The organism is Lawsonibacter sp. (assembly GCF_022777125.1).
GTDB classification, from domain to species: Bacteria; Bacillota; Clostridia; order Oscillospirales; family Oscillospiraceae; genus Lawsonibacter_A; species Lawsonibacter_A hominis.
Map to the genome: position 1 here is coordinate 1 of NZ_JALFGV010000167.1, position 20,996 is coordinate 20,996.

Annotated in this window: 20 protein-coding genes, 1 tRNA gene and 1 pseudogene; 8 read left to right on the forward strand and 14 right to left on the reverse strand. The window is 60.6% G+C overall.

Annotated elements, in window-relative coordinates:
* Positions 1-233 precede the first annotated feature (233 nt).
* The 7 genes and pseudogenes from MR825_RS13750 to MR825_RS13780 all read right to left on the reverse strand — a co-directional run bounded on the left by MR825_RS13750 (position 234) and on the right by MR825_RS13780 (position 6,057).
* Positions 234-310: transfer RNA gene (locus tag MR825_RS13750), tRNA-Pro, on the reverse strand.
* A 90-nt stretch (positions 311-400) separates the two neighbouring features.
* The gene (locus MR825_RS13755) at positions 401-1,402 is read right to left on the reverse strand and encodes an NAD(P)H-dependent glycerol-3-phosphate dehydrogenase (RefSeq protein ID WP_287881218.1); all 1,002 of its coding nucleotides are present in this window, start codon (positions 1,400-1,402) and stop codon (positions 401-403) included.
* Positions 1,399-2,121 carry a glycerol-3-phosphate acyltransferase gene (locus MR825_RS13760; protein WP_256176051.1) on the reverse strand — a complete coding sequence of 241 codons (723 nt, stop codon included), beginning with the start codon at positions 2,119-2,121 and terminating at the stop codon, positions 1,399-1,401. Before MR825_RS13760 ends, MR825_RS13755 begins: the two co-directional genes overlap by 4 nt.
* 5 nt (positions 2,122-2,126) lie before the next feature.
* Positions 2,127-3,452 carry a ribosome biogenesis GTPase Der gene (der, locus tag MR825_RS13765; RefSeq protein WP_186908560.1) on the reverse strand — a complete coding sequence of 442 codons (1,326 nt, stop codon included), beginning with the start codon at positions 3,450-3,452 and terminating at the stop codon, positions 2,127-2,129.
* A gap of 40 nt (positions 3,453-3,492) precedes the next feature.
* A complete protein-coding gene (locus tag MR825_RS13770) occupies positions 3,493-4,869 on the reverse strand; it encodes a DUF512 domain-containing protein (protein ID WP_287881221.1) in 1,377 nt (458 codons plus the stop codon).
* A 452-nt stretch (positions 4,870-5,321) separates the two neighbouring features.
* Positions 5,322-5,471, reverse strand: a pseudogene (gene rpmF, locus MR825_RS13775) (50S ribosomal protein L32); the annotation flags it as partial.
* A gap of 85 nt (positions 5,472-5,556) precedes the next feature.
* A complete protein-coding gene (locus MR825_RS13780) occupies positions 5,557-6,057 on the reverse strand; it encodes a YceD family protein (protein ID WP_186908557.1) in 501 nt (166 codons plus the stop codon).
* A gap of 228 nt (positions 6,058-6,285) precedes the next feature.
* On the opposite strand from MR825_RS13780, the gene MR825_RS13785 reads away from it, so the two are divergent.
* Positions 6,286-7,248 carry an RluA family pseudouridine synthase gene (locus MR825_RS13785; RefSeq protein WP_186908556.1) on the forward strand — a complete coding sequence of 321 codons (963 nt, stop codon included), beginning with the start codon at positions 6,286-6,288 and terminating at the stop codon, positions 7,246-7,248.
* A 578-nt stretch (positions 7,249-7,826) separates the two neighbouring features.
* On the opposite strand, the gene MR825_RS13790 is transcribed toward MR825_RS13785, so the two are convergent.
* From MR825_RS13790 to MR825_RS13810, 5 genes are all read right to left on the reverse strand, one after another.
* Positions 7,827-8,807 (reverse strand): stalk domain-containing protein, encoded by a 981-nt coding sequence (locus MR825_RS13790; RefSeq protein ID WP_287881223.1) that lies wholly within the window; start codon positions 8,805-8,807, stop codon positions 7,827-7,829.
* 67 nt (positions 8,808-8,874) lie between these two features.
* The gene (locus MR825_RS13795; RefSeq protein ID WP_256176054.1) at positions 8,875-9,492 is read right to left on the reverse strand and encodes a hypothetical protein; all 618 of its coding nucleotides are present in this window, start codon (positions 9,490-9,492) and stop codon (positions 8,875-8,877) included.
* 668 nt (positions 9,493-10,160) lie between these two features.
* Positions 10,161-10,676: a hypothetical protein gene (locus MR825_RS13800; RefSeq protein ID WP_186908552.1), complete on the reverse strand. Its 516-nt coding sequence runs from the start codon at positions 10,674-10,676 to the stop codon at positions 10,161-10,163.
* A 147-nt stretch (positions 10,677-10,823) separates the two neighbouring features.
* The gene (locus MR825_RS13805; protein ID WP_186908551.1) at positions 10,824-11,615 is read right to left on the reverse strand and encodes a DUF4367 domain-containing protein; all 792 of its coding nucleotides are present in this window, start codon (positions 11,613-11,615) and stop codon (positions 10,824-10,826) included.
* Between the two features lie 66 nt (positions 11,616-11,681).
* Positions 11,682-12,248: an RNA polymerase sigma factor gene (locus MR825_RS13810; protein ID WP_287881227.1), complete on the reverse strand. Its 567-nt coding sequence runs from the start codon at positions 12,246-12,248 to the stop codon at positions 11,682-11,684.
* A gap of 196 nt (positions 12,249-12,444) precedes the next feature.
* On the opposite strand from MR825_RS13810, the gene MR825_RS13815 reads away from it, so the two are divergent.
* The 7 genes from MR825_RS13815 to MR825_RS13845 all read left to right on the forward strand — a co-directional run bounded on the left by MR825_RS13815 (position 12,445) and on the right by MR825_RS13845 (position 18,195).
* Complete coding sequence (locus MR825_RS13815; RefSeq protein ID WP_186908549.1) at positions 12,445-13,578, forward strand: ABC transporter ATP-binding protein; 1,134 nt, start codon at positions 12,445-12,447, stop codon at positions 13,576-13,578.
* A complete protein-coding gene (locus MR825_RS13820) occupies positions 13,568-14,416 on the forward strand; it encodes an ABC transporter permease (RefSeq protein ID WP_186908548.1) in 849 nt (282 codons plus the stop codon). Before MR825_RS13815 ends, MR825_RS13820 begins: the two co-directional genes overlap by 11 nt.
* A complete protein-coding gene (locus tag MR825_RS13825) occupies positions 14,413-15,279 on the forward strand; it encodes an ABC transporter permease (RefSeq protein ID WP_256176058.1) in 867 nt (288 codons plus the stop codon). Before MR825_RS13820 ends, MR825_RS13825 begins: the two co-directional genes overlap by 4 nt.
* Before the next feature lie 71 nt (positions 15,280-15,350).
* On the forward strand, positions 15,351-16,430 hold the full coding sequence (locus MR825_RS13830) for an ABC transporter substrate-binding protein (RefSeq protein WP_186908546.1): 1,080 nt from the start codon (positions 15,351-15,353) through the stop codon (positions 16,428-16,430).
* Positions 16,431-16,548: 118 nt separating this feature from the next.
* On the forward strand, positions 16,549-16,944 hold the full coding sequence (locus MR825_RS13835; protein WP_186908545.1) for a thioesterase family protein: 396 nt from the start codon (positions 16,549-16,551) through the stop codon (positions 16,942-16,944).
* Positions 16,945-16,947: 3 nt separating this feature from the next.
* Positions 16,948-17,421, forward strand: a complete 474-nt coding sequence (locus MR825_RS13840; protein ID WP_287881230.1) for a YbaK/EbsC family protein — start codon at positions 16,948-16,950, stop codon at positions 17,419-17,421.
* 192 nt (positions 17,422-17,613) lie between these two features.
* Entirely contained in the window at positions 17,614-18,195 is a 582-nt protein-coding gene (locus MR825_RS13845; RefSeq protein ID WP_186908543.1) for an HdeD family acid-resistance protein, read from the forward strand.
* A 252-nt stretch (positions 18,196-18,447) separates the two neighbouring features.
* Here the strand turns inward: MR825_RS13845 and MR825_RS13850 are convergent, their stop codons facing one another.
* Together MR825_RS13850 and MR825_RS13855 are read right to left on the reverse strand one after the other, a co-directional pair.
* Positions 18,448-19,116, reverse strand: coding sequence for a TIGR03936 family radical SAM-associated protein (locus MR825_RS13850; RefSeq protein WP_186908541.1), 669 nt, complete (start codon positions 19,114-19,116; stop codon positions 18,448-18,450).
* Positions 19,103-20,944, reverse strand: coding sequence for a TIGR03960 family B12-binding radical SAM protein (locus MR825_RS13855; protein WP_287881233.1), 1,842 nt, complete (start codon positions 20,942-20,944; stop codon positions 19,103-19,105). Before MR825_RS13855 ends, MR825_RS13850 begins: the two co-directional genes overlap by 14 nt.
* Between the last annotated feature and the right edge of the window lie 52 nt (positions 20,945-20,996).

Consider the following 20,996-nt stretch of genomic DNA (forward strand, 5'->3'; position numbering starts at 1 on the left):
TTCAGTTGTACAATTTTCTCGGACATGGTTTACAGACTCCTTTCAGAATGGTGTGTCGCAACTTCATTCTACCAGAGTTCTGCAAACCATGTCTCTTTTTATCCTCTTTTATATTTGCGCAACTTATTTTACCTTATCGGCAGGGTGCAAATAACAAAAAATTGCACGTTTCCATGCAACAAAAAATAAAACTTATAAAATAAAAAAGGGTAAGTCCCATAAGGACTTACCCTTGGTCCGAGTGACTGGATTCGAACCAGCGGCCTCTTGAACCCCATTCAAGCGCGATACCAAACTTCGCCACACCCGGAAATTGCCGCCTGATTCAGACGGCTTGATTATATTAACATACTTTAGTGCTCGATGCAAGTACTTTTTTCATTTTTCCCTGCTTTTTTCACTACACCCAGCTGTCCTCCAGCTCGTGTTTCCGGTCGCGGGTCATCAGTTCATGTATGACCGCATGCGGGTCCTTCCCCTGATAAAGCACCTGGTAGGCCGCCTCCGTGATGGGCATCTCCACCTGCGCCTTTTCTGCCAGCGCTTTGGCAGTGGCGGCGGCATAGTAACCCTCCACTACGGCGCCGATCTCCTGGACCGCCTGCCGGGTCGGCGTACCCTGTCCGATCAGGATCCCGCAGCGGCGATTTCGGGAGTGCATGGAAGTACAGGTGACGATCAGGTCCCCCACCCCGGAGAGTCCCGCAAAGGTCTCCCTGCGTCCGCCCATCGCCACGCCCAGCCGGGCGATCTCGGTCAATCCGCGGGTCATCAGCGCCGCTTTGGTATTGTCTCCAAAGCCCATTCCATCACAGATCCCGGCACACAGGGCGATGACATTTTTCAGCGCCGCGCCCAGCTCTACGCCCACCACATCATCGGAGGCATATACCCGGAACCGTTCGTTCATAAACAGGTCCTGGACCTGCTCGGCAGCCGCCCGGTCCCGTGAGGCGGAAACGACCACGGTAGGCACATGCCGGCCCACCTCCTCCGCATGGGAAGGGCCGGACAGCGCCACGATGGGATGCCCTTCTCCCACTTCCTCCGCGATGGCGGCAGTCAGGGTCAGGGACGTATCCTTTTCAATGCCCTTCGACACGGAGATCAGCACCGCGCCGGGATCCAGCAGCGGCGCGATCGACCGCGCGGTCGTCCGCACAGCGAAGGAGGGGGTCGCCAGCACCACGACCCCGCAGTCCCGCACACAGTCTGCATCCCAGGTCAAATGGAGCTTCTCCGGCAGCGGCACTCCCTTCAGCATGGGGTTTTCCCGCTTCTCACGCAGAACGGCGGACTCCTCCTGCGTATACGACCACAGGGTCACGTCATGGCCGTTTTCCAGCAAGACCATAGCCAGGGCCGTCCCCCAGCCCCCGCTGCCCATAACCGCGATCTTCATGGTTTCCGCTCCCCTTCCTTCTTGCGATGAAAACTGAATTTGGACTCCGTTCCAGCCAGGATGCGCTTCAGGTTGCCCCGGTGCTTCCATACCACCAGCGCGCCGCAAGCGGCGGCCAACAGCAGCGTAAACAAGTCATGATAGACAAACCAAGTGGCAAAGGGGAAGGACGCGCCCGCCCAGATGGACCCCAGAGAGACCCACTTGGTCAGGATGGCCAGCACCAGAAAGCCTCCCCAGACCACCAGGGCGATCCGCCAGTCGACCATCAGAGCGATGGTGCCCCCGGACAGGATACCCTTACCGCCCTTGAATTTGAACATGCAGGGAAACATGTGACCCAACAGGCAGAAGGTGCCCGCCCAATACTTTCCCGCGGTCTCCATCGCCTGAGTTCCAATGACGCGGAAGAGGACCATGCCGACAAGCACGGCCGCAACAGCCTTGAGCACGTCGGTCAGGATGACCACAACCGTCAGCGGTCCGCCGAACGTGCGATAAAAGTTGGTCAGTCCCGCGTTGCCGCTGCCATGCTTGCGCACGTCGTCCCGCAGGATATATTTGGAAACGATGACCGCCCCGTTGAAGCAGCCCAGAAAATAGGCCGCCGCCGCGGCCGCCAGCATCAGCAGCAGCGCCAGCGCTACCGTAATGCCTCCGCCCTCGTGGTGAAGCCAGTACATCAGTCCGAAAAAGCCCAGCGACGATTCGTTGCCCACGCCTGTCACCCCTCCTTGTCGCCCTTCTGCCGGATGGTCAGCCTGATCGGCGTACCCTCCAGGCCAAAGGTGGAACGGATCTGATTTTCCAGATAGCGCTGATAGGAAAAATGAAACAGCTTTGCGTCGTTGCAGAAACAGACGAAGTGGGGCGGCTTGACGCCGATTTGGGTCATATAGTAGATCTTCAGCCGGCGTCCCTTATCCGTAGGCGGCTGCACCCGGGCGGTGGCGTCGGCCAGGACCGTGTTGAGCATGCCGGTGGTGATGCGCAGGGACGCCTGATCGTTGACGTAGTTGATCAGATCGAACAGCCGGTCCACCCGCTGGCCCGTCAGGGCGGAGATGAACACGACGGGCGCGTAGGTCATATAGCTCAGATCCCGGCGCACGTCCTGGCGCATCCGGTCCATGGTCTTGTCGTCCTTTTCCACCGCATCCCATTTGTTGACCACAATGATACAGGCCTTGCCTGCCTCATGGGCCAGGCCGGCCACCTTGGTATCCTGCTCGGTAACGCCCTCCTGAGCGTCGATGAGGATCAGGCACACGTCACAGCGCTCAATGGCCATGGTGGAACGGAGGACGGAAAACTTCTCAATGCGGTCGTCCACCTTGGACTTTTTGCGCATGCCCGCCGTGTCGATCAGGCGGTATTTGCCCTTCTGATTCTCAAAATAGCTGTCTACCGCGTCCCGGGTCGTACCTGCCACATCGCTGACAATGACCCGCTGCTCCCCCAGGATGCGGTTGATGAGAGAGGACTTGCCCACGTTGGGCTTGCCGATGACGGCTACCTTGATCACGTCGTCCTCCGGTGCTTCCGCCTCCTCGGGGGGGAAGTATTTCATACACTCGTCCAACAGCTCTCCGGTCCCGTGGCCGTGGACGGCGGAGACCGGAATGGGGTCGCCCAGGCCCAGATTATAAAATTCATAGATGTCCGGGTTGGTCTGTCCCACCTGGTCCATTTTGTTTACCGCCAGCACCACCGGCTTGCCCGAGCGCAGCAGCAGGTTGGCCACCTCCTGATCGGAGGCGGTCAGGCCGGTCTTGATATCGCAGAGGAACACGATGACCGTGGCGTTCTGAATGGCGATCTCCGCCTGCTCCCGCATAAAAGCCAGGATCTCGCTGTCGGCGGAGGGCTCGATCCCGCCGGTATCCACCAGGTCAAATTTCCGGTTGAGCCACTCCGCCTCGGCATACAGCCGGTCCCGGGTCACGCCCGGAGTGTCCTCCACGATGGATAACCGCTGGCCCACCAGTTTGTTAAAAAGCATGGACTTGCCCACATTGGGCCGGCCCACAATGGCGACTAAGGGTTTCATCCTATCCCTCTCATTCCTGTTATCACGGTCATTTTGGTCCTTAAGTTCCCGGATTATACCGGTAGTATTCGTCCTCCGGCGGCAGGGCGTAGGCGGGCGCCTCCACCTCCAGCCCCAGGATGGCGTCCACCAGGTCAAACCCGCTTTCCGCGGGCACCGGGATCACCGGCACGCCCAGCGCCTGCTCCAACTGTGCTACCGTCACGTCGTCCAGAAAGACCCGCTCCCCGGTACGCAGCATGTTTGCGGGGATCAGCAGCCGCTCTCCCAGCGCCCGGCCCCGGAGCTGTTCCATCAAATCCCGGCCGGTGATGAGGCCGGATACCGTAATGGTCTCCCCAAAAAAGCGGTTGCGCACCGGGTAGACCGTCCCCCTTATATTACCGCACGTTTTCCGGGCCATGTCAATGATTTCCTGTAAAAAAGGGGCGGCGGATACCCCGGTGGCAATGGAAAAGGGCGTGCACTCCGCGCCGGCCCGGGCGCCGTCCAGCGCCATGGCCGCCTGACTGGTGAGCAGGCGCAGCATCCCCACGCCGTTTTCCAGCTGCACCATGCCTTCATAGTAGGCCTTCTCCGGCAGCGCCCGCCCGGCGATCAGGTAAAACTCGTCGGAACACCAGGCCATTGCGGTATCATGCGCCTCAGCGAAGGCGGCGGCAAAGGCCTCCACCTGATCGATGACGGCGGCGGCCTGCTGCGGGGTATAGGGGTCGATCCTGCACAGGCCCTCCCGGAAGCGGGTCACCCCGACCGGCACCACCGCCACGCTGCTGACCGCAGGCCAGAGCCCGCCCAGATCGTTCAGCGTGCGGTCCAGGGCCGGCCCGTCGTTGATGCCGGGGCAGGCCACCACCTGCGCGTTCATGGTGATGCCCGCCCGCGCAAAGCGCTCCATGATCGCCAGGCACTCCCCGGCCCGGCGGTGCTTGAGCATAGCCTGCCGCAGCTCCGGCTCTGTGGCGTGGACGGAGATGTTGATGGGACTGATGCGCAGCGCGGCGATCCGTTCCACCTCCCGCTGCGAGAGATTGGTCAGCGTGATATAGTTGCCCAGCAGAAAGGAGAGCCGGGCGTCGTCGTCCTTAAAATAAAGGGTCTCACGCATGCCGGGGGGCATCTGGTCCACAAAACAGAAGATACAGCGGTTGGCGCAGGAGCGGGCCTTGTCCATCAGATAGGTCTGGAAGTTGAGCCCCAGGTCCTCCCCCTCCTCCTTGCGCACCCGTACGGTACGCTCCCGCCCGTCCGACCCGCACAGGGTCAGACTCAGGCGCGGATCGTAGGTATAAAATTTATAATCCAGCACATCCACAATGGGGCGGCCGTTCACATGGGTCAGGGTCTCCCCCGGCCGTACCCCGGCCCGCTTGGCCGGGCTGTGGGGATCGACCGACTGTATGCGTGTCATGCTCATGTCTTGCGCGTCGCCTCCCTCTCCGGCGTGATGCCTTGCGTTCTGCGTACTGCTGCGGCAGGGGACCGCGCGCTCCCCCGGCCGGGCTCCGGCCTTTTGGGGCGGGCGCCCCGCCGCCCGCGCGGATCCATCCCGGGATCCGTGTATCCCATTTGCCGCAAAAGGGATACTTGCTCTACGAGCCGCCGACCAGCAGACGCTCTGATCGGCGGCCCGTCCTTACAGATCATGGCGCAGCGACGCGCCGTGCTCCCGGCGCATCCGGGCCGGCCATTGCCCCTTCCGCCTGCCGTTGGGGTCGCTGCCCGCTGCGTTTGGGAGCGGCCTCTCTTGTTCCGCTATCATATCACAGGCATTTGGCAAAATCAAGGAAGGGGCGGCCGGACGGCCGCACGTCGGATTTTCGCGCAAAAAGAAAGAGGGGCCTCCCCCTCTTGCTTTTTGCAGGCTATTTACTTCGCCGCGGCCTCGGCGCTGCCGAACTCATGGCCATTATAGCTCATGCAGCTCTTGCACATCCGATGGGGAAGGCGGAACGCACCGCACTTGGGGCAGGTGGTGACGCCGGGCGTCTCCAGCTTCCAAACGGAGCTGCGGCGCTTGTTCCGGCGCTGCTAGGACACTTTACTCTTAGGGACTGCCATCTATGACACCTCCTTAGGTTCATGCCCTGGCCGGGCAAATGACTCAGTCTTCTTTATCCAACAGCTGCGCAAGCGCAGCCAAACGTGGATCGGTTTCGGGCCTGCAGGCGCAGGGGCCTTCGTTCAGGTCGGCCCCGCAGCGGGGACACAGTCCCTTGCAGTCCGCGCGGCAGACATGCTTGGAATCCATGGCCAGCACCAGCGCCGTGGTGAACAGTTCGTCCAAATCGACTTCGCCGTTCTCCAAAAGGACGATCGCGTCGTTCTCCTCATCCTCCAGCGTCTCCGCCAGAAGAGTCTCTACCGGGAGGGACAGCTCCTGCCGGAAGGGCCTGAGGCAGCGGTCGCACTTCAGGTCCAGAACGGTCTGCGCCGTGCCGGTGAGCAGCAGAGCGTCGGCCATATTGCGCACGCTGCCGGACACCTGCGCCGGCTGGGTGAACGGGCGCTCTCCGTAAAAATCCAGCCCGGACAGATCCAGCGCAAACGCAAAGGGCAGCGCCGCGCCGGGCGTATGGATGATGTCGCGGAGATTCAGTCGCATGGCACACCTCTCACAATGGTACAGCGGACATTATACTCAAAATTTCGGATGATGTCAAATACTTTTTCCCTTTTCCATAAAATATGGTATACTATTTTCAGGGAAACAGGGATAACACGGTTTTTCGCGGCAAAAACCGGCGCCGGCGAGGAAGCGGAGGACGGCGTGCTGCCCCCTGTCCGCCGAGGGGATCGTTCCCCAAGTAAGACGTTTTAGGAGAATCGCCCCATGAAGGAGTTTGTGATCGGAAAAAATGACGCCGGCCAGCGGCTGGACCGCTGGCTGGCCAAGACCCTCCCCCTGCTCCCCGCGCCCCTGGCCCAGAAGTATATCCGCCTCAAGCGGGTCAAGGTCAACGGGAAAGGCTCCCAGCGGGACGTGCGCCTGCAGGAAGGGGACCGGCTGCAATTATACATCAACGATGAGTTTTTTGACGCCCCCCGGGAGGACAACGCCTTTCTCTCGGTCTTCCAGCCCCGGCTGGACATCGTGTATGAGGATGAAAACCTGCTGCTGCTCAACAAACGGCCGGGCCTGCTGTGCCACGCCGACGAACAGGAAAAGGTCAACACCCTGATCACCCATATCCAGGCCTACCTTTATCAAAAAAAGGAGTGGAACCCCCGGGACGAGCACTCCTTCGCCCCCGCCCTGTGCAACCGCATCGACCGCAATACCGGCGGGATCGTCCTGGCCGCCAAAAATGCCGAGACCCTGCGCATCCTCAACCAGAAGATCCGGGACCGCGAGATCGGAAAATTTTATCTGGCAGTCCTCCACGGGCGTATGAGCCCCCCTGCGGGAAAGCTGGAGGGCTTTCTGCTCAAGGACGAAGATAAGGCGCGGGTGACGGTATACCGCAAGCCGGTGCCCGGGGGGAAGAGCGCCGCCACCTTATATAAGACCCTGAAAACGGCGGACGGGCTCTCTCTGGTGGAGTGCGAGCTGCTCACCGGCCGCACCCATCAGATCCGCGCCCAGTTCGCCGCGGCGGGCCACCCTCTGCTGGGAGACGGCAAATACGGCCGGGAACGGGACAACAAGCGCTATGGCCGCGCCTTTCAGGCGCTGTACTCCTACAAGCTGGTCTTTTCCTTTTCCACCGACGCCGGGATGCTGGAGTATCTGAAGGGCAGGGCCTTCACCGTGGAACACGTGGATTTCGTGGAAGCGTATTTCCCGGGCGAGTAAGCGGGAGCGGGCAGGCTTTGTTTTGGCGCGTGCCGCGCCCGCTCCCGGCCGTTTTCCTTCATCCATACAGCCAGATGATAATCAGCATAATCCCCATCACAAAGCAATACGGTACCGGCCCGAGGCCCTTCTCTGTCTCCTCCAGCTTGTGAATGGAGATCATCAATTTCGCAAACAAAAAGGGAAACACAAATAGGCAGATTCCTACAACAATATTCATAGCTTATACGCAGGCCCGGCCTATTCCAGCGGCCAGCGGTCGCTGCCGGGCAGGATTTGCAGCAGCGCAGCGCGCCCCTCCGCCGCCAGGGGCTTGCGCAGGTAAACCCGCCCGCTCAGATAGGTATAAGGAAGGTCCCTCGTCCTGCCTCTCCATCGCATAGGGGACGGGCACGCGGACGGTCCGGGCCTGCTCCTGCATCCCGGCGGCGTAGGCCGTGCAGGAACCCGCCAGCAGCCCCGCGCACAGGCAGGCGCACAGGCTTCGGATCAAACTGCTTCGTTTCATATTCGGTTCCCTTCCTTTGGCCATAAAAATTTTTAAAATCGCGCCGCCGGACCGGCTGCGCATGCGGTTCCTACGCAGTGGGGACTACGGGCCAGTCGTATCGGGCCATGTCCTGCAGCATAACGTTGTGCAAGTTGACATAATAGCTGGAAAGCTGGGTGCCGTCACTCACCGCAGCGTCATAGTCCCCCACCGCTCCGTCGGCAAGATAGCGCTCCAGCGCGGCGCGTACCTGCTCAATGAGGGGGCGGATACACTGCTCCAAGCGGTATTGGGCAAACTCAGATTGGGGAATTTCCAGAGCCGCCAGCGCCTCCACCAGAGGGAGAGCGGCCTTGGCCTGGGCCTTGTCCGGCTCCTCCACCGCCCGCAGAAAGCCGCCCTCCAGCTCCGCCAGGATGGGTCTTACCTCCTCCAGATAGGCCTCCAGGACGGCCCGCTCCCCTTCGGCCCAGGGGGTCTTTAAAAATACGCAGCCGTCTCCCCGGTCGGGGGCACTGTAATAGGTGACTTCCATCCCCATCAACGTCCCAATGCTGCGCACCGGCAGATAGACCCGCTGGTCATAGACGGCGGGGTACACCCGCTCGCCCTTGACGTTGTGGAAGCGCTGTTCTACCCCATCCATGGTCACGGTGATGTCGGGGCAGATCTGGATGTCGATGCCGTTTTTCTCCCGCTCCTCCTTCTCGGCCCGCTCACTGGGAGTCTGCTGGTTCCCGGTCGCCTCCTCTGCGGCCAGGACGCGGGCCGTGGTCCGTCCGGACAGGACTACCGTTTTGCCCTGCTGATCCCAGTCCACCTGCTTGCCCATCCAGGCCCCCGCCTGACGCAGGGGGATGTAAATCGTGCCGTTGTAGCTGAACAGCTCCTGCATGTTGTCTTCCTCGTCTAAAATCGCCGCTACGGCGCTGTTGACGTAGACGCTTCCCCGCCAGACCGGGACGTGGACGCTCTGCGCCGCCGGGGCGGCGTAGGAGACGCAGAAGCCCGCCAGCAAGGCGGCGGTGAAAAGCAGGGCGGACAGGCGCGCCCGAAATGGATGCCTCATAGCTTACCTCCTTTTATTTTGGGGTAGGACGGCCTCAGCCGTCCCACGCCACATCAGTCTACCGATGTTAGATGGAAGAAATGTAAACGTTGCTGGTAAAGGTCTTGTTCGACACACCGGTCACCGAAATGCTGTCTCCGCTGGACATAGGGAAGCCATCCTGCAAACGAGTGACAAAGACAGTGACCCGTGTGCCGCTGATATTAGCAGAAACATTGGAAATGCCACTCTGCGTTCTGTTGCGGAAAGTCACAGTCACATTCGTGCCGGAAGAGGCGTTGTGATTGACGAATTCACAGTAGATAATGCTCATGTTGCCATCCAAAGTGCCGCTTCCCAAAGATACGGAAGCGTTAGCGGAAATCCCAAGGTTATACTTTTTACTAATGGGGAATGCCCCAGTCGTGTCCGGGTCATAAAACAGTGTTGGAATTCCAAGTGCATCCTTGATTGCCGCATCGATAATAGCCTGCTGCTCGTCTGCCGTTGCATGTGTGGGAATTGCAAGATAAACTACCTGCTCTTCACCCGTCGTTGCATCAACGATTTTACAGTCAATGGTCTGCCCCGCAAAGGCTGAGCGTTGAGTGCCTCGTACATCAGCGGCGGCGGCGGAACACAGTAGAGCAGAGAGAAGCAGGGCGAAGGCGCACAGGGTACTGACCAGTTTACGCAGTTTCACCATGAAACCTTCCTTCCTAAACTATCTTGTTGTCTTAGGGAGACCTGGATGCGAACGACCTCCTTTATCGTACATATTTGAAAGCGAAGAGGACTCCCTTTTGTCGCTCTCACTGTTTATATGTATCAGGATGAGCGTTTCGCAACAAGAATCTCATCTTTTTTCAGAATTTTTTTCCGCCCTGCCGGACGCCCTCATTCCAATAACGTTTCAGCGAGCGTTTTCATTACGTGCTTTTTGAAAATTTTTTAAAAAATGCAAGGCATCACCGCATCATTCAACGCGTGCGGATTGGCGCGAAAATTTGTGCCGCAAAAAGGCGCAAAACCGCAGGAATACTTTGCGTATTGCAAGGTTTTACAACGCATTTGTGGGGCAAATTGGCCGCCAAGACGTGCGCGGGGAATTGTGCTGTGATGCCTTAAAAATGCGCCGCCCCTCCTCCGGGGCGGCGCATCGATTTTGTTGGTGAAGCCGGCGGGCTGCTTTCGCCGGGAGCGTTGGAGTCTTCAGCTTCTTGCCGTCACAAGATCCGTCAGATAGGGCTTGGTCTAACCCGCACCCGGGCCAGAGAGATGCAGAACGTTTGCGCATCTGCAATGGGAAGGCCGCCGCTTACTGCGTCAGGCGGATCCCGTCATTCCCCGTACCCAGCCATACCCGCTGGGCCCTTAGTCTCTGGAGATCGTCCCGTTCGTGTAAATACGATAGGTAAACCCGATTTCCTTCTGATTGTACTTCACGTACAGAGTGCCCGTTTCCCCATTGAGTACCTTGCGGAAGGTCATCCCGGACACGGTGGGCGTCGTCCTCCAGGTGATATTGGTGATCTGCGCCTCTCCATCCGCCTGAGAGTAGATCCCATACACCTTCACATCCAGCGTGGCGATCAGATTCCCTGCGCTGTCCACCATCGTATGGGTAAAGTCCTTGCTCGTTTCTTTCTCCGGATTGGCTCGCGTGGCGTTCGCCGCGCTCACCTGGGTGGAAACATACTCATGCGCGGGCGAGCCGGTCTCCGTTGTGATGACATAGCAATCCCACTCCGGAACGTACATCACCTCCACATCCCCCAGGTATGCGCTCTGCTCCGGCGCTTCCACCTCCGGCTCGGCCGCAGCCGCCGTACAGGCAAGCGCAAACAGCGCGACCACTACCGCGGCCAAAAGATACCGCTTTTTCTTCATTGTTTCTGCTTCCTTTCTTTCGTTTGGTTTTGAGGCGTCAATGCGCCCCTGTTCCGCTTCATACGCACCCTTCCCTTACCATAACGCAGCAGCACACGATTTCATAACGGCCTTTTTCATTTCTTCTGCGCCCTCCTCGCCCGCCTCCTATTCCGGCTCTAAAACCAGCTCCACGCTCTCCGCCATGCGAATCAGTTCCTTGTAGTCGTAGGAAGAGGTAATGTCGAACAAAAATCCGTACTCCTCATCCGCCCAGGTCACGGCGTTCCAATCACCCGGCGCATCGGCAAGCATCAGCATAGCCGGCTTCCCCTGAACCGTAATCTCAGAAAAGGTCCCACGCTCGCTGTCCCCGGCCACGGCAACCGTTGTGCAGCGGAACTTAATCCAGACCCCGTCACTGTTCTCATAGGTAATTGAGAACGCCTCGTCCTGCGTATCCACGGTCTCAAATCCATCCGGCACATAGGCGGGCCGCCAATCGGACGCTTTGACTCCTTCGGCCTGCTGCCCGGCGTATGCGATATAGAAATAGTCCTCAAACCACTGGACAAATACATTTTTTGTCCACGCCCGCACACCGGGGCTGACGGCCAGCAGTCCGCCCAGCGACAGTCCGCAGACCAGAATCAGGCAGGCAGCGGTTTTCATGGCCCGCCCCCTCTGGCGGCGGGCCATATGGGACGCTGCGGCGTGGGCGGCGTGAAAGCGCTCCAGCGCGGGTTCCGCCGCAGCGTCCGCCCCCGGCGGCTCCCGCCGGTCCAGCTCGTCCAAGTAGGCGTCCACCCACGCCTGGTCATAGTCCGCTTCGCTCATATCATCTAACTCCACCTCCAGCTCGTTCAGCAGCTCTTCCGCCGTCTTCTCCCGCAGATGGCTGGGATTGGGAGCCGCATCGGGTCCGCCCGCGCCAAAAAGGTCCCGCCGGTCTTCCGCCATCGTTCACACCTCCTAAGCGTTTATGTATTCAGCTGCGGATTTCGCAACAGAAAAATCAAAACTTTTTTAAAAAATTTTTTTCGCCCCTGATCCGTCGGGGCCGCCCTGCGCCTCCCACAGCGCCCGGCAGCGCCGCCGGGCGCGGGTCAGGCGCATGCGGCACAGGGACTCGGAGATCCCCAGCCGGGCGGCGATCTCCCCGCAGCTCCGCTCTTCCTCGTAAAACCAGATCAAAAGCGCCCGCTCCCCCTCCGCCAAGCCCGGCGGCAGCGCCTCCGCCAGCGGCTCCCGCCGCTCCGGCGGGGCCGCGGCGCGCTCCAGCGCCATGCCGTCCAGGGGCTGCGTCAGCCGCTCCCCGGCAGAGCGGGCCTCGTTCCGGATCAGGAATTGCAGCGTCTTCATCAGCCAGCCCCCGGGGTTAGGGTGCTCCCGCAGCTGCGCGCGCTTCTGCCAAAACAGCTCGAACGCGTCCTGCACCAGCTCCTCCGCCCGCGCCGGATCCCGCAGCTGCCGGGCCGTCAGGCGGAGCATGGTGGGATAATGCCGCCGGAACTGTCCGTCAAACCACGCCCACTCCCGTTCCTCCTTCCGCGTCATCCCCGCTCCGCCTCCTTCCTCCTGTTTTTTTATCATACCAAAAATCTCCCGCCGGGGAAACCCCCTTCGCCCGACAGACGCCCCCTGTAAAATCCCTGCAAAACCTTGTAGTTTTTTATTGACTTTTCCCGCAATACCATATATGATTTGATTCGTCAAAAGGGCGTACCCAACCGCCGGTGGGGTACGCCTTTTCTTACGTCATGATTCCAAACGAAACGGGGGAGGATACATGTCCAAGGAGCTGATCCGCCTGTCGGATTGCGTGATGAGGTTTGACGAGGACGTCATTCTGGACCACATTAACCTGTATATCAACGATAAGGAATTTCTCACGCTGCTGGGCCCCTCCGGGTGCGGCAAGACCACCATGCTGCGCATCATCGGCGGCTTTCAGAAGCCCACCTCGGGCGACGTGTTCTTTGACGGCGCGCGGATCAACGACGTGCCGCCCCATAAGCGGAAGGTCAACACGGTCTTCCAGAAGTACGCCCTGTTTACCCATATGAATATTTTTGAAAACGTGGCCTTCGGTCTGCGCATCGCCAAGACGCCGGAGGACGAGCTCCGCCGCCGGGTCGAGGAGGCCCTGACCCTGGTCAACCTGGCCGGCTACGGCAAGCGCTCGGTCAACTCCCTCTCCGGCGGCCAGCAGCAGCGGGTGGCCATCGCCCGCGCTATCGTCAACCGGCCCCAGGTGCTGCTGCTGGACGAGCCGCTGGGCGCGCTGGACCTGAAGCTGCGCAAGGACATGCAGATCGAGCTCAAGCGCATCCAGCAGCAGGTGGGCATCACCTTTATCTACGTGACCCACGATCAGGAAGAGGCCCTGACCATGAGCGACACCATCGTGGTGATGAATCAGGGCAAGATCCAGCAGATCGGCACCCCTGAGGACATTTATAACGAGCCCAAAAACGCCTTCGTGGCCGACTTTATCGGAGAGAGCAACATCATCGACGGCGTGATGCACGAGGACTATGTCGTGGGTATGTACGGCCGCCGCTTCCAGTGCCTGGACAAGGGCTTTGCGCCCGGCGAGCCGGTGGACGTAGTCATCCGGCCCGAGGATATCGATATCGTGCCCGAGGCGCAGGGCCAGCTCACCGGCACCGTTACCGAGGTCACCTTCAAGGGCGTCCACTATGATACCATCGTGGACTTCCGCGGCTTTAAATGGCTCATCCAGACCACCGACTATTCCGAGGTGGGCTCCCGCATCGGGGTGAAGATCGACCCGGACGGCTTCCACATCATGAAGAAGAGCCCGTACTCCGGCATGTTCGGAGATTACAGCTCCTACTCCGCCGAGTACGACGAGCTCAACGAGGGCCCGGACGAGGGGGAGGACGAGGATGCGGAATAGGTCGCTTGCCATCCCCTATGTGGTCTGGATGGCCGTCTTCGTCATCGCGCCGCTGCTTTTGATTGTGGTGTACGCCTTCACCGCCAAGGACGGCGGCGTCACGCTGTCCAATTTCAGCAATATGGGGCAGTATTTCCCCGCCTTCCGGCACTCCTTTGTGCTGGCCGTCACGGCCACCGTCATCTGCATCCTCATCGGCTACCCCCTGGCCTATTTTTTGTCCAAGGAGGGCGTGCTGGTGCGCAAGGTGGCCATGATGCTCATCATGCTGCCCATGTGGATGAACTTCCTGCTGCGGACCTATGCCTGGATGTCCCTGCTGGACGACAACGGGCTGATCAACCAGTTCTTGAGCGGCATCGGCTTTTTCCGCCTTATCAACACCCTCTTCGGCACGGATCTGACCTGCTTCCACATGATCAACACCCAGGGGGCCATCGTGCTGGGGATGGTCTATAATTTTCTGCCCTTCATGATCATGCCCATCTTCTCGGTCATCGACAAGATCGACCCCAAGGTCATTGAGGCGGCCCAGGACCTGGGGGCCAACAGCGCCATGGTCTTCCGCAAGGTGATCTTCCCCCTGTCCCTGCCCGGGGTGCTCTCCGGGGTGACCATGGTATTCATCCCCTCGGTGTCCACCTTTGCCCTGTCCCGCCTGCTGGGCGGCGGCAAGACCCTGCTGCTGGGCGATCTGATCGAAATGCAGTTCCTGGGCAACGCCTATAATCCCCACCTGGGCTCGGCCATCGCCCTGGTGATGATGGTCATCGTTCTGGTGTGCATGGCGGTCATGAACCGCTTCGGCGAGGGAGAAGAGGGGGTGGCGGTCCTGTGAGCAAGCGCCGGATTCCGTCCCGGGTCTTTACCATTCTGGTATACCTGTTCCTCTACGCCCCCATCGCCCTGCTCATCATCTTCTCCTTTAACTCCGGGCGGAGCAACCGGGTCTGGGAGGGCTTTTCCCTCCAGTGGTATCTGGAGCTCTTTCAGGATACCCGCCTGCTGGGGGCTCTGCGCACCACCCTGATCCTCTCGGTGCTGGCGGCGGTCATCGCCACCCTGCTGGGCACCGCCGCCGCCATCGGTTTTTACAGCATGCGCCGCCGGAGCCGGGGGGTCTGCCTGGCCGTGAACAACATCCCCCTGACCAACGCGGATATCATTACCGGCGTGTCGATGATGCTCCTGTTCGTCTTCGCCATCGGCCTGTTCAACGCCAGCCCCATCAGTCAGGCCCTGGGCCTGCGCTGGCGGATGGGCTTCGGCACGCTGCTCATCGCCCATATCACCTTTGACGCGCCCTATGTGATCCTGTCGGTGATGCCCAAGCTGCGTCAGCTGGACCCCAATATCTACGAGGCCGCCCAGGACCTGGGGGCCTCCGGCCTGTACGCCTTCCGGCGGGTCATCCTGCCGGAGATCCTGCCCGGCGTGCTCAACGGCATGATCATCGCCTTTACCATGTCCATCGACGATTTTGTCATCAGCTATTTTACCAAGGGTTCCGGCGTGACCACCCTGGCCGTGGAGATCTATACCATGGTCAAAAAGCCCGTCACGCCTGAGATCAACGCGCTGTCCACCCTGATGTTCGTATGCGTGTTCGCCCTGCTGCTCGTCGTCAACGTGCGGCAGGCGCGGCAGGAGACGGCCAGTGAAAAACGCAAGGCCGCCCTCATGCCCGACGCGCAGAGCTGAAGCGGTAACACGGCCTGCCTGCGAAGGCCTGTTATAAAAGAATTTCATCCGAAAGGGGATAAAGAAAGCAATTGAAAAAGTCTCTCGCACTCCTTCTGGCCACCGTTCTGGGGCTGAGCCTGGCGCTGGCCGGCTGCTCCGGCGGAAGCGGTACCGCATCTCAGCCCGGCGCGGCCGACCGCGGTGTGGTCAACGTCTACAACTGGGGCGTCTATATCGACGAATCCGTTCTGGACGAATTCACGGCGCAGACCGGCATCAAGGTCAACTACGACACCTATGAGAGCAACGAGTCGATGTACGGTGTCCTGAAAAACGACGGTGCCAGCTACGATGTGGTCATCCCTTCCGACTATATGATCTCCCGTATGATCGAAGAGGATATGCTGGAGCCGCTGGACTTTGACAATATTCCGAATTTTTCCGATATCGATCCCAACCTGAAAAACCCGGATTACGACCCGGAGAACCAGTACAGCGTGCCCTACATGTGGGGCCTGCTGGGCGTGATCTATAATACCGCGATGGTGGACGGCGCCCCCGACAGCTGGAGCATTCTGTTCGACGAAAACTACTCCGGGCAGATCCTGATGTTCAACAACTCCCGGGACGCCCTGGGCGTGGCGCTGAAATACCTGGGCTATTCCTACAATACCACCGATCCCGCCCAGATCACCGCCGCCACCGACCTGCTCATCCAGCAGAAGCCCCTGGTGCAGAGTTATGTGATGGACGAGATCTTTGAAAAGATGCAGGGCAACTCCGCCGCGATCGGCGCCTACTATTACGGCGACTATCTGACTATGGCCGACGTGAATCCCGACCTGGCCTTCTGCCTGCCCAAGGAGGGCACCAACCTCTATGTGGATGCCATGTGCATCCCCAAGGGGGCGGAGAACAAAGCCAACGCCGAGGCCTTCATCAACTTCATGTGCTCCACCTCCGTGGGCCTGGCCAACGTGGAGGAGACCTGGTACTCCTCTCCCCTGCTGTCCGTGCGGGAGGAGCTGGACCCCGAGGTATCCGAAGATCCCTACGCCTATCCGGACGACGCCGTTCTGGAACAGTGTGAGAGCTTCCGGAACCTGCCCGAGGACATCCTCGCTCTTTACGACTCCGAGTGGACCCGGCTCAAGCTGGCCGCAAACTGAAGCAAAACCGCCGTGCAGGGCTGCTGCACGGCGGTTTTTTCTGCCCGCATCCTCTTGTCACCCCTACTTTCCGGGTGTAAAATAGGACATACCATTCCCGGAAAGGAGCCAATTTGACATGTCAGTTACCGTAGGAAGCAAGGGGCGCTCGGAGAGCGTCGTCACCGAGCACAACACCGCCTGCGCCGTGGGCAGCGGGCTGGTGCCCGTTTTTGCGACTCCATATATGGTCGCTCTGATGGAGAACGCCGCCGTCAACGCCGTACAGGGGGCGCTGGAGCAGGGCCAGGGCACCGTAGGCACCCGCCTGGACGTGACCCATGACGCCGCCACGCCCATCGGCATGAAGGTCTGGGCCGAGGCCGAGGTCACCGCCGTCGACCGCAAAAAGATCACCCTGAGCGTGAAGGCCTACGACGAGGCCGGCCCCATCGGCGGCGGCGTCCACGAGCGTTTCGTCATCGACACGGACCGTTTTCTCTCCAGGGCGGAAGCCAAGAAGGGCGGTCGGTGAGCCGTGTCCATTGAAACATGCCGGGACTATCTGCGTGCGCGCGGCTATGAAGCGCGCATCCAGGAGTTCGGCGTATCCAGCGTCACGGTGGAGCTGGCCGCTCAGGCCGTGGGCTGTGAGAGCGCACACATCGCCAAGACCCTCTCCTTTGCGGTGGACGGGGGCTGCGTACTCATCGTCTGCGCAGGAGACGCAAAGATCGACAATCCGAAGTTCAAGGCCCAATTCCATACCAAGGCCACCATGCTCACCCCGGAGCAGGTGCTCTCGTTCACCGGTCATGCGGTGGGTGGCGTTTGCCCCTTCGCCATCGAACGTGCAGACGTAAAGACCTATCTGGACGTCTCCCTCCGGCGCTTCGAGACCGTCTACCCCGCCGCGGGCAACGCCGCTTCCGCCGTGCGTCTGAGCTGTGCGGAACTGTTTTCCCTCTCCAACGCGCTGGGCTGGATCGACGTGTGTAAAAACTGGAAGTGATTGGACGTTCCATCCCATCTGTCTAATGATTTTTTCTCCGCAAAGCGGTATACTATCCTCAAACGGCGCCCAAATCATGTGACGATCCGTTGGAAGTGCGCGGCGTGTTTGCCGGCGGACAAACTCCGCCGCCGGAGACGCCTTCCTTCCATCCCACTTCTTTGACGAAACCGTCGGGAAAGGTGATTTGACGTGAACGAATACCTGAAAAACAGGAAGCTCAGCTTCCTTCTGGCCTCCATTCTCTACCTTGCGCTGGGCCTGGTGCTGCTCATTTGGCCGGGCACCGCCACCACCGTGATCTGCTACGCCTTCGGCGCCGTTCTGGCCATCTATGGTCTGGTCGCCATCATCAGCTTTTTCGTCAGCCGGAAGGGCGGCTTCGCCTTTGAACTGTTCCTGGGGATCGTGGCCGCCGGCATCGGCGCCTTTTTCCTGCTGCAGCCCAAGGTCGTGGCCTCCATTCTGCCCGTCATCATGGGCATTTTTATCGTCATCGACGGCCTGTTGAACCTGAAGCGCGCCTTCGAACTGCACCGTCTGGAGTATGGCCGTTGGTTCATCACGCTCATTCTCTCCCTGGTCTCTGTGGCGCTGGGTCTTTTGGTGGTCTTCCAGCCCTATCTGGCTGCGGAAGCGCTGATCATGCTCATCGGCGTGGTCTTCATCTATGAAGGGCTCTCCGATCTTTGGGCCATCGTCAAGGTGACCCGCCTGACAAAGGAGCTGCGCAAGCGCATGCCCGTGGAGGTAGACCCCATCGATGTGGAATGAGGCCAGCGCTTCCGCTCCCCGCCTGTGCCAAGGGCCCCGGCCGCTCTCTGAGCGGCCGGGGCCCTTCCGCATATCAAACGCGTTCCACACGTGTTTCAAACATACGGGCATTGTTTCGCAGCGCTGCAGCACGCCCGCAGGGCCGGCTTCAGCGCAGGGGCGGCGGCGAACCGCTGACGAGGACCTTCTCTTGTGCAAAAAGGGTTGCCTTTCCGCATACGCTTTCGGCTTTTCAGCAGACGGAAGGGCCGGTCACTCCCAGGGCTGAAAATCCCCGTCCAGCACCGCGCGGCGGTGAAAGGAAACGAAATCAGGCGCCATATCGGGGCATTCGCTGCGAATGGCGGAGACGACCAGCTCCGGGTTAAGGCCGGGATTCTGGGCCCGGATAACGAGGTCCAGGCCGATGGTGTCCCGCCGCTCCTCCACGGTGGAGCGGGCGATGAGGGGAATCAGATCCACCTCGGTCTGGCCGCTCTTGGCCTTTTTGGAGCGCTTGGCCACCACCAGAGACGCGCGCGCCAGCAGCTCCTGGATGGCCCGTTCCGCCCCGAAGGGCGCGCCCGCCTCATACTCCAGGGTGACGATGTAGTTGACCCAGCACAGCTCCTTCACGGGCCGCGCGGCCTCGTAGCAGCGGTGCACCGTGATGCCCGCGGGCAGGGCTGCCGTCATGCGGGCGGGGACTGTATCCCGGTCCACCTCGCCCAGCAGCTCGCACTCCAGCACCTCGCAGGCGCTGGAGTATCCCACCGACAAGGGAAGCGGGATGGAAACAAACGCGTGTGGGTTGAAGCCCTCGGTATGCTTGATGGGCAGTCCCGCCCGGAGAAAGGCGCGCTGGAAGGTGCGCATCAGATCCAGGTGGGAGATATATTTGGCAGTGTCCGCCTTGGAAAAGGCCAGCCTATGCTTCGGCATCGCAAACACCTCCCGGATAGAGCTTGTCCGCCCCGCAGCCGGTGCACTGCACCCGGCAGTCGGGGGTGATGACCGCCTGATAGGCCCGCTCCCGCTCCCGCCACAGGAACGCTTGGGAGACGCCGGTCGCGGTCACGCTCCAGGGGAGCACCTCTTCCCGGTCCCGGACGCGCCCGGCGTAGAAATTGGGGTCCACGCCGCAGGTCCGGAACGCCTGCATCCAGCGCTGGAAGTCGAAATATTCGCTCCACGCGTCGAATTTGGCTCCCTGCCGCCAAGCCTCCTCCAGCACGCCGGCCAGCCGTCGGTCGCCCCGGGAGAAGACCGCCTCCAAAAAACTGGTCTCCGGATCGTGCCAGTTGTACTTGATGGAGCGCCCCCGCATGTGCTCCCGCAGCAGCCTGACCCGGCGGTGGTACTCTTCCATGCTGATCTGTCCCTCCCACTGGAAGGCGGTGTGGGGCTTGGGCACGAAAAAGGCGGTGGAAACGGTGATGTTCACCCCCCGGCGGGGATTGGGGGTGGTCTCTTTCCAGGCCTGATAGATCTTTTCCGCCAGGTCGGCGATGCCCAGCACGTCCTCGTCGGTCTCGGTGGGCAGGCCCAGCATGAAGTAGAGCTTCACGCTGCTCCACCCGCCGGAGAAGGCGGTACGGCAGGAGCGGAGGATCTCCTCCTCCGTTACATTTTTATTGATGGCGTCCCTCAGGCGCTGGGTGCCCGCCTCGGGCGCGAAGGTGAGCCCCGACTTGCGCACGTGCTGCACCCGCTCCATCAGCCCCAGTGAGAAATTGTCCGCCCGGAGCGAGGGCAGCGACAGGGAGACCCGGTTGGGCTCGCACCAGTCCAGCAGCCCGTCGCACAGCTGCTCCAGCGGACGGTAATCGCTGGTGGACAGACTGGAGAGGGTCATCTCCTGGTAGCCGGAATCCTTGCAGGCGGCAATGCCCTGCTCCAGCAGGAGCTTGGGGTCTCTGGGCCGCACGGGCCGGTAGGCGTACCCCGCCTGGCAGAAACGGCAGCCGCGGATGCAGCCGCGGAACACCTCCAGCATCACCCGGTCGTGGACGATCTCGGTGGAGGGCACGATGGTCTTCACCGGGAAATAACTCTTGTTGAAGTCCTGTACGATGCGTTTGGTCACCGGGAGGGGCGCGCCCTCCAGCGGCTCGATCTGCGCCACGGTACCGTCGGGCTGATAGCGCACCTCATAGAGGGAAGGTACGTACAATCCCGGCACCTGGGCGGCGGCAGACAGGAACTCCTCCTTGCTCCAGCACTCCTCGCGGGCCCGGCGGTAGAGCTGGATGAGTTCCACACTCACATCCTCCCCCTCGCCCAGGGCGAAAACGTCCACAAAGGGGGAGAGCGGCTCCGGATTGAAGGCGCAGGTACCCCCCGCCACTACAATGGGGGAAAGGCCCCGGCGCTCCTCCGAACGCAGGGGCAGTCCTGCCAGATCCAGCATGTTGAGCACATTGGAGTAGGCCATCTCATAGCCCAGGGAGAAGCCGATCAGGTCGAAATCGGCGATGGGGTCTCCGCTCTCCAGGCCGTAGAGGGAAACGCCCTCCCGGCGCATCTCCTCCTCCATGTCGCCCCAGGGGGCGAATACCCGCTCGCACCAGACGCCCTCCATCTGGTTCATCACCCCGTAGAGGATGCGCATCCCCAAATTGGACATCCCGATCTCATAGGTATCCGGAAAGCAAAGGGCATAGCGGGTATCCACCCTATGCCGGTCCTTCACCACCGCGTTGTACTCCCCGCCGGTATACCGCGCCGGCTTTTGTACCCGGGGGAGGATGTGCTCTAACGTACGATTCATAGACGAAGCCTCTCAGACGATCATTCTTCAGGATAAAAAAGCCGTATTATTA